The sequence below is a fragment of the Lentisphaerota bacterium genome, from assembly GCA_016873675.1.
Lineage (GTDB): Bacteria > Verrucomicrobiota > Kiritimatiellia > RFP12 > JAAYNR01 > VGWG01.
Genome location: VGWG01000119.1, coordinates 1 through 7,653, shown reverse-complemented (window position 1 = coordinate 7,653; position 7,653 = coordinate 1). Strand labels below are relative to the sequence as shown.

At 60.4% G+C, this 7,653-nt stretch carries 6 protein-coding genes; all 6 read right to left on the bottom strand.

Going from position 1 to position 7,653, the window contains the following annotated elements:
* Positions 1-291: 291 nt before the first annotated feature.
* The gene (locus tag FJ222_11100) at positions 292-1,674 is read right to left on the bottom strand and encodes a hypothetical protein (protein MBM4164967.1); all 1,383 of its coding nucleotides are present in this window, start codon (positions 1,672-1,674) and stop codon (positions 292-294) included.
* Positions 1,671-2,612, bottom strand: coding sequence for a hypothetical protein (locus FJ222_11095; protein ID MBM4164966.1), 942 nt, complete (start codon positions 2,610-2,612; stop codon positions 1,671-1,673). Before FJ222_11095 ends, FJ222_11100 begins: the two co-directional genes overlap by 4 nt.
* Positions 2,609-3,265, bottom strand: a complete 657-nt coding sequence (locus tag FJ222_11090; protein ID MBM4164965.1) for a DUF3223 domain-containing protein — start codon at positions 3,263-3,265, stop codon at positions 2,609-2,611. The genes FJ222_11095 and FJ222_11090 overlap by 4 nt, the downstream gene beginning before the upstream one ends.
* A gap of 287 nt (positions 3,266-3,552) precedes the next feature.
* Entirely contained in the window at positions 3,553-4,512 is a 960-nt protein-coding gene (locus FJ222_11085) for a hypothetical protein (protein ID MBM4164964.1), read from the bottom strand.
* A gap of 336 nt (positions 4,513-4,848) precedes the next feature.
* Positions 4,849-5,430, bottom strand: coding sequence for a hypothetical protein (locus FJ222_11080; GenBank protein ID MBM4164963.1), 582 nt, complete (start codon positions 5,428-5,430; stop codon positions 4,849-4,851).
* A gap of 29 nt (positions 5,431-5,459) precedes the next feature.
* A partial coding sequence (locus FJ222_11075) for a restriction endonuclease subunit R (protein MBM4164962.1) occupies positions 5,460-7,653 on the bottom strand: 2,194 nt, incomplete at its 5' end.

Genomic DNA, 7,653 nt, shown 5'->3' with positions numbered 1-7,653 from the left:
GGGGTGTCCTTAAGTTCCCCATTCGCAATCTTGATCGCCCATTTACATTTGCTGCAAACTCCCATAACCCGCCTCCTCGTTCCGACCGCCCGCAAGCAGCCTTCTGTTTTTAACTTGTGTGAGGCCTGATCGCACCTCTTTTGATCAGGCCCCCTGTCGTCGCCCTCAGTCGGGCCAAGCCATGACGCCGTGACGCCGACTTACCCACAATCCTCCATACATGCCCCGCACCCTCTACCTGTCCTATTTATTAACTTTTTTCTTGGATATACAAAACAGTCCGTCATCGCGTCATAAAACGCCATCCACCTCCTTCCGGCCAGTGTCTGACCCCTCAAGCAGCCGGAAAACCCGCCAGCTTCTGCTGTCCGCGCTTCGCTCCTGCTTTACCCGATCCGGCCGCCTCTTGGCAAGCCGACCGAGGTAAGTGCCGCAGGCATTGGCCCAGCTCAAGACCTGCCGGGCTTCGTATCCGTGACTCGATCCCGTTCCGGTCAGGAGCGCCTGCAAAGCCTCGGCCGTCCCGGTCCATTCGGTGCGCGCCTCGGCCACGCCCGGCAGGCCCTCGTCGGTCGGCGGGAACAGCGTCGCGTCAATCAGCGCCAGCAGCCGGAATTCAGGGGCCACCTCGTTCAGCATTCGGACAATCTCCGGATGATGGTAATGCTTCACCCCGAATCGTTCGCACTTCAACTCCGCCGGGATCTCCATCGCCACCAATTCCGCCAGCATGGCCGGCACTTGAGCGACCAGCGCCGCCCAGAACGCGTCCCGCTGCTCCGCCGTTCCGGTGAGCATCGGCATCTTGTGCCACACCGCCCGGAAGATCATGATTTTGTCTTCGAGGGAATCGTCGAGGGGCGGGATGATCATGATATTCTCTTGCTCGGAGTTCAGACTGACGCTCATCCGCCAGAACGGCCGAAGCACGATTGCGTCGCGGTGTTTCGCGTGCAACCGCTGGTCCACGCAAACGGTCACGTTCTTAATCTGGCAGCCGAAGTTGCGCCGGGCCCTGATGTCGGTTGACGCCTGCTCATCTTCGACCACCAGGTGCTCCGCCCCGAACAGGTCGCTGTTGAACGAAGTTCCGCCGCTCATCGCCTGATAAGGTTTGGCGCAGCGTCCGCCCAAGACCTGCGTTACCACATGCTGCACCAGACTTTTCCCGCTTCCATGCGGGCCGCAGAACACGACCACCTGGCCGGGCTGGCGCCGACCCGCGCGCAGCGCCTCGTACCCGACCTTCAGCCAGCCCAGGAAATGCGCCACCTGCGCGCCGTCGTTCCCGAGCACACCCTCGATTACTCCTTTCAGAATGGCCCACCCACCCTCGGCCGGCTCGATGATCCGCGGCGACGAAGTGACCAACACCCGAGTTCCGCTCATCTCATAGAAACCCGTCTTGTAACCGGCGAGCGCCCCGGACCACATCACGTTACGGTCTTGTTGAAGGTTGAGTATCGCCTCATCTTGCGGGGACAAGCCGCCCTTCTCATCCGCCCGCGCCGACACACCGTGCTGCCTGAGCACCCTTTTATATTGTGCCTCCGTTAACCCAAACCAGTTTCCGCGTTTGTCTTGCATCAGGTATTCCTTTCTGCCCACGTCGTAGTAAGCCTCGGGCGGTTGTGCCACCAGAGCCTGCTCGAACTCCGCAATCGCCTCTTTCATCCGTTCACCGCCCTTCCTGTTGGGGCTAGGTACAGCAACCGCTGGACTAGCCCCGTGTCTACCCGAACATGCCCCGGCAACCGACTCATCCTGCTGGCGTTCTTGCATGCGCCGTCGACGCCCATCGGCTCCAAATACGATGGGAACAACCTCCCTTCGATCTTCTGTCTCCACTCGGCGGCATCTGCACAATCGGTACGCACCCAACTGTGTATAGATTTTCCGGATGAGTGTACGATGGCGGCCACTGGCAACCGGGGCACCGCGACCCAAAAAGCCAATTGGTCGCTAAGACTCGCCCCATCCATTTCGACGACAGCAAACCGGTGGGCGGCAACGCAGGCGTCCCCTCGTAGCGTCACGCCCGCTCCCGATTTCTTCGGTGCAACCCGGCCGGTGAGTGGGTTCACGCCGAGTTTTGGCCAGGGAACCCTCCCCAACGCTTTCAGTACTGCCACCCACTCCCCGGCTGGACGGATCGTCTCGCCGATCCGTCCGACCTGTTTCTCTTCACCGACGAAAATCAATTCAGTCGGCGCGTACAAGGCATCCAGAACCCGCCAGGAAGACTCCCAGTCCGGCCAGTCGATTGGCATCGGCGAACGGGCCCTTATATCAGCCTCTGTCGCGCCGTGTCCTTCTTGCACGATCCGCTCGAAGGTCCCCGGTGCCACCCGCGCCGCCGGGCGCCGCGGCCTCGCCGACCCGCCTGCGACCTCCACGAACCCCGCGCGGACGCCCTCTTCTATTTCACGGTCGCTCACATCGCGCTTACCCCGCGGCAGGTGCTCGCGGACGTCCGCGCACACCTGCTCGACCGTCACCCCGGCCCGCGCTCCGTAACACCCGGCGCCGAAGATCGCCTGGTGCGCGCCCCCGCCACCGGGCGGGGGCAGGCGCGAGAGGCAACGCTGATAGCTATCGCCGGCAACACTCATGCGGCCTCCTTCTCATTTGGTGCTCCTTCCCTGGGACCCCTAGGCAGCCGCAGGTGCTCGCGGGCGTCCATCGGCACCAACACCGCATGCTCGCGGTGGAACCGCTGCCAGGACGAGCGCTGCCGGAGGTCCGCCATTACGGATCCGATCCCGTCAGCAGCACAGGCCAACACCAGTGTCTCGAAACTCAGCCCTTCGACTGCCAGCCACTCCGCCGCCAGTTCACGGAAGCTCCGTCCCGCGTGATGCGCGTGCACTTCGCCATCCAGCCCGCAACCCGCCGCCCGCGCCTCCGCGAGTTGGTCAGCAATCGCGTGGCGCATCGCCGCCAGCCCTTTGCTTCGCGGGGTCTCACCGTTCAGGCATTTTGGGAAGCTGAAATCAACCAGCGTCCCGTCATCGCACACCACGGCAAAATGGTGGCTTGCCCGCTTACCGCACGTCGCTGGCTCAAGCACAACCGTGAAGCCAGCAACCCCCCTGGCCGTCTTTTCTGCGGCACCTGGGTGTCGCTCAAGCAGCGCTGCCACAAAGTCCCGGTCCGGGCCGGGCGGGATTGTCATCCCCGTGTAACGAGCCAGCATTTCGCGGCACCGCTCTTCGGCCGCCGCCTTTTTTGGGAACATTTCGCCACCGATAGTAATCGGTTTCATAGGACCCCTTTCTGGGTTTTGTTAATGTCGCCACCCGTTCGATCAGCATCAACTTGACGCCGTTCCGGCCACTCGGCCTATTGGGTGGTGCTGCAAATATTGTGAACCTTGTGGGCCTATAATGGCTATCACGGTCACGTCCGATCTTGTCGGACATTCGTCGGAGTTCCGTCGGAGTTGCATTGCGGCCTCTTTGATCCGGGCAACTATCAGGGCACTGCCAAAACAGAAAGGGCGCGTTGCTTTACGCAACACGCCCCAAACCATCCATCCTTACTGCGCCGTTTTCAGGTCACTTTGAACCGTACCAGCAGTTTGTACCTCTGCTCTTTTTTTTGGCCCAGGCGCGCAAATATCAGTTTCAGGTCGTCTTGTTCTCCGGCGAACACGTCATGATCCAACCTCCTCCCGGCGATGGCCCCGCCTTCTTGCCCGCTCCTATTGTAATTCCCCTGGACAACGCCCCACTGAAACTCACACGTGCTATTCTCACGGCAATACTCCCAGATTGCCCGCAGTGCCTGGCCTCGGCCCACTCTCCGCTCGCTGAACGTCAGTGTCTTTCCATCCGACAGGGTGATTTCTCGCCAGTCACCGTCCTTGACCTTTGCAGTCGGTAATTGATCGAACGGCCCACTGTCCTGCGTGCCGTCCTTTCTGAAAGCCTGCAACTCAGCCTTCTGCTGCCTCTTCTGGCTTACCGCGATCCGTATTCTGTCCTCGTCAGCGGTGTCCATTTCCTCGATGTAAAAGACGTAGTAGTCCGTTGGATCATCACGGTACCTCGCAACGCCCCGTATTCTCAAACATCCATCCCTGCCGCATCCATCAGGCGCTCGCTCGATCACGTCGGGCAGCCCGCGCATCGTTGGCGGCGCCACAGCCAGGCTGAGCGTCCATGTCTTCACTTTTCCGACCAACTCCATCTGGACGCCGTCCCTTGTCAGGCTCTCGCCGGTTCTCTGCCTTGCCGCCGCGTCCTGATCATAGATCGGCCCTTCAGGCAGATCGGGTCTGTATGACTCGAAAAGCTGACGCAGCGGATCATCACCCGGCTGCGGTCTGCGGTTTATCCCCACCAGAAAACTAGGATCATCCGGCCGGTCCGGGTCATCATACAACTGCGCAAGCGGCGTTACCCGCGGCTTCAGTTCCACGGTGAAGTCCTCGCCGAAGATGCTGATCGTTCGTGGCTCCCACACGCTTCCCGCGCCATCGTTTGCGCCGTTGTTGTTTTGATCGCTCATGCCACTCCCGTTACAACGTTACCGTCGCTGCGCCTCCAGCGGAAGATCGGTCATCAGCACGCTCCAGAAAATCCGCTCAACCCAGCTCTTTGAACCCAACGCCCGCGCGAAACGCACGGCCAGGGGTATTGTGTTAACCGCCGATCCGCCAGCCCGCTCTCTTTCCCCCATACTTTGCCCCCACATCTCCACTATCCATCCCACCCACCCACCCACCCACGCACCACATTCTCTCCTGCTGCTCAATGCCCAGCATCACATGTCGTCAGAACAAAGCCTACATCTGCACTCCCTCTCCCTATGGCCTTGCAGTGGCGGCAAGCTCCAAAACCGCGTTTACCTAACTCTCGGCTCATTCAGCCATTCCAGTCTGATTACGTGGTCAAAGGCCGCTTCTTGGGCCTCTTCAAAAGTACTGAATACACTTTTTGAGAATACTGTCTGGTTGTCTTTCATATCGTATTTCTCAGATTTCATTATGTTCAGCGAGTACTCCCACGTGTTTGCCCCTTTCGGCCTCTCGACTAGGGTTATTTTGTTTCCCAAGTACTCGGTGCTAAGGTTTCCCTTCGCTGAACGCTTCCATACTCCCATCTTGAAATTCTCCAAGTTGGCAGGTCTATTCTTCATAAAACGCTCACGCAGTTCCGCCAAACCAGGTCTTGCTTCTAACTTCGCAGCGCAAATACACCCTACTCGTAGTATTTCTCGCCAGTTCGTGTTCGTCATCGTGTGTACATATCGAATCGCCGTTTTGCAGAGTTCGCATCTGCTGCTAGCGGTTCCCATGTCCGTCCATCCTGTGCAGATCCACCCGGTTGTAGGCAAACCCAGTTTGTCCAGTTCGACTGCTTTCGCGGCTTCCGTTTCATTCTGCTCTGTTTGATTCACGGCTCTCTTCCTTTCCTCGTATGCCATGCCACACGGTGTCCATCTGGCACCAGTTGTCATACCCTCGCCAGCACATCCGCAAACTTGTTCGCCACCACGTACGCCGCGGGTGCCTCGTGCACCGCCAGGGCCTTGAAGTGCGCCTTACCGCATTCGATCTTGGCGCTCTCCCTGTCCCCCACGTCGTCCGTGAACAGACCGCCCTTGGTCTCCACCACGAAGTACAGCCGTTCTCCATCGGGTGTCTCGATCAGCACCGCCCAGTCCGGGTTGTACGATCCCAACGGAGTCGGCACCTTGAACCAGCCGGGCAACTTGGCGTACACCTTCACGGCGTCGTTCTTCTCCAAATCATCGGCAAAACCGGACTCGACCTCCGAATCGCAGACCACGGACTCGTAAACCGACTTCTTCGTCTCCGAGAGCATGTTCTTCAGGTACCCGGTCAACTCTTCCTTCTCGAACAACTCCTGGGCATAGTACTCGCTGTCGCCGATGCGCTGGTACTTGATCCCGTCCACAATCGCCAGCCGCTTGCTGCGGTTGATCGCCTCGCCCGCAATCTCGATGAACTGCTGCGGGTTGCGCTTGAAATCGTCCAGTCGCCCACTGTCCACCAGGATGCGGCAGATCGTGCGCCGCGTCAGTTGCGTCCGGTCCTGCAACTCCGTCAAGAGGTCCGGCAACTCGATGTCCGTCTCGTCCAAGGTCACCGTCGCCGCGCCGGCGCGCTCTCTTGCCTCCACCCCGGCCTTGCCAATCTGAAGATCCGCCTTGCGCCACTGGAGACGGGCCTTCGGTATCGCCGGGCCTTTCTGCAGGGCCTCGATGCAACTGGCAATCAGTTTCTCGTTGTCGAACTCGACCCGGTACGTGGTCTTGTGCTTGATCCGGTCCCACAATGCCTTGAACTGGGGACCATGCAGGATCGCCTGCCGCGGCCGGACCGGCCGACGCCCATCCGCATCCTTGATCACCAACCCGCCGGCCAACTTCCGCAGTATCGCCGCGATCCGTTCCCGCTGCGGCTCGAATGCCTCGGGCACTGCGAGCGTATCGTCCCTCAACGCCCGCTTCAGCGCCTCCTGCACCTTGCCCTTGCCGTCAATCATCCCCCCGTCCCGCAGGTGCTCCCAGATCACCTTCGACTGCTCGAAGCCCAACGGCGCCTCAACGCCGTCCGCATCCCTGACCACCACCGCCGCGAACTGGTGCTTCTCCACGATCCCGAACCGGATGCCCGTGTCCGCCTCGATCTCCTTCTGGAGGTTCTCCGCGAACTGCTCGTAGCGCTCGGTCGCGATCACGGTCAACGTATTCACCTCGAATCCGCGCACCCGCTCGCCCTCCTGGTTTACGCAGATGCGCAAGCCGCGCCCGATCGTCTGGCGTCGCTCGCGCTCCGATCCCATCTCGCGCAACGCGCAAATCTGAAACACGTTCGGGTTGTCCCATCCCTCCCGTAACGCGGAGTGACTGAAGATGAACTTGAGCGGCGTCTCGAAACTGAGGAGCCGCTCCTTGTCCTTCATGATCAGGTTGTACGCCCGCTCCGCGTTTTCCCGACTACCCTGATTGCCCTCATCCGTGTCGGTCCATCCGCCCTTCTTGTCGATGGAGAAATACCCATCGTGAACTTCCTCAGCCGCACGGCTCAGGTCCACTTCCTTGAAGAGCGTGCAGTAGTCCGGATGGTTCGCAAACCGCCGGTACTCCTCCTCGAAGATCGCTGCGTACGGCCCCTTGACGGCGTTGCCGTCCGCGTCGTACTGCCGATAGTTCTCCACATGGTCAATGAAGAAGAGGCTCAGCACCTTGATCCCCTGCGGCCGCAACCGCATCTCCTTGTCCAGGTGCTCTTTGATCGTGCGCCGGATCAACTCACGCTGAAAGGCAAGGGCCTGCACATCGCCGTAAGCCTCTCCGGGCTTCAGATACTGCTCGCCGCCCGGCACCCGCAACTCCATGAACTCCGCGCCCTTCCGCGCGTTGATCTCGCCGATCCGGCAATCGTGATAGACCGCTCGCCCGGTCGTCATCTCCAGATTGTCGCCATCCTGCACAATCTGCGTCTTCCGCTGCACCCCGCCCGGCGTTTCTATATCCAACTCAACCTTGGCCGTCGGCGCCCCCCGCTTGCTCGTCACCGCCAGCAACTTCACATACGGCCGGTTATGCGCGCCCTCCACCGTGGCCGCCGCCACCTCGATCTGCTTCACCAGCTTGCGCTCGTAGGCGTCAATGGCATCC

Bases quoted from the DNA above. Each gene is read 5' to 3' on its own strand.
- FJ222_11090 (MBM4164965.1), bottom strand. From the start codon at position 3,265: ATGAAACCGATTACTATCGGTGGCGAAATGTTCCCAAAAAAGGCGGCG.
- FJ222_11095 (MBM4164966.1), bottom strand. From the start codon at position 2,612: ATGAGTGTTGCCGGCGATAGCTATCAGCGTTGCCTCTCGCGCCTGCCC.
- FJ222_11100 (MBM4164967.1), bottom strand. From the start codon at position 1,674: ATGAAAGAGGCGATTGCGGAGTTCGAGCAGGCTCTGGTGGCACAACCG.
- FJ222_11080 (MBM4164963.1), bottom strand. From the start codon at position 5,430: ATGGCATACGAGGAAAGGAAGAGAGCCGTGAATCAAACAGAGCAGAAT.
- FJ222_11085 (MBM4164964.1), bottom strand. From the start codon at position 4,512: ATGAGCGATCAAAACAACAACGGCGCAAACGATGGCGCGGGAAGCGTG.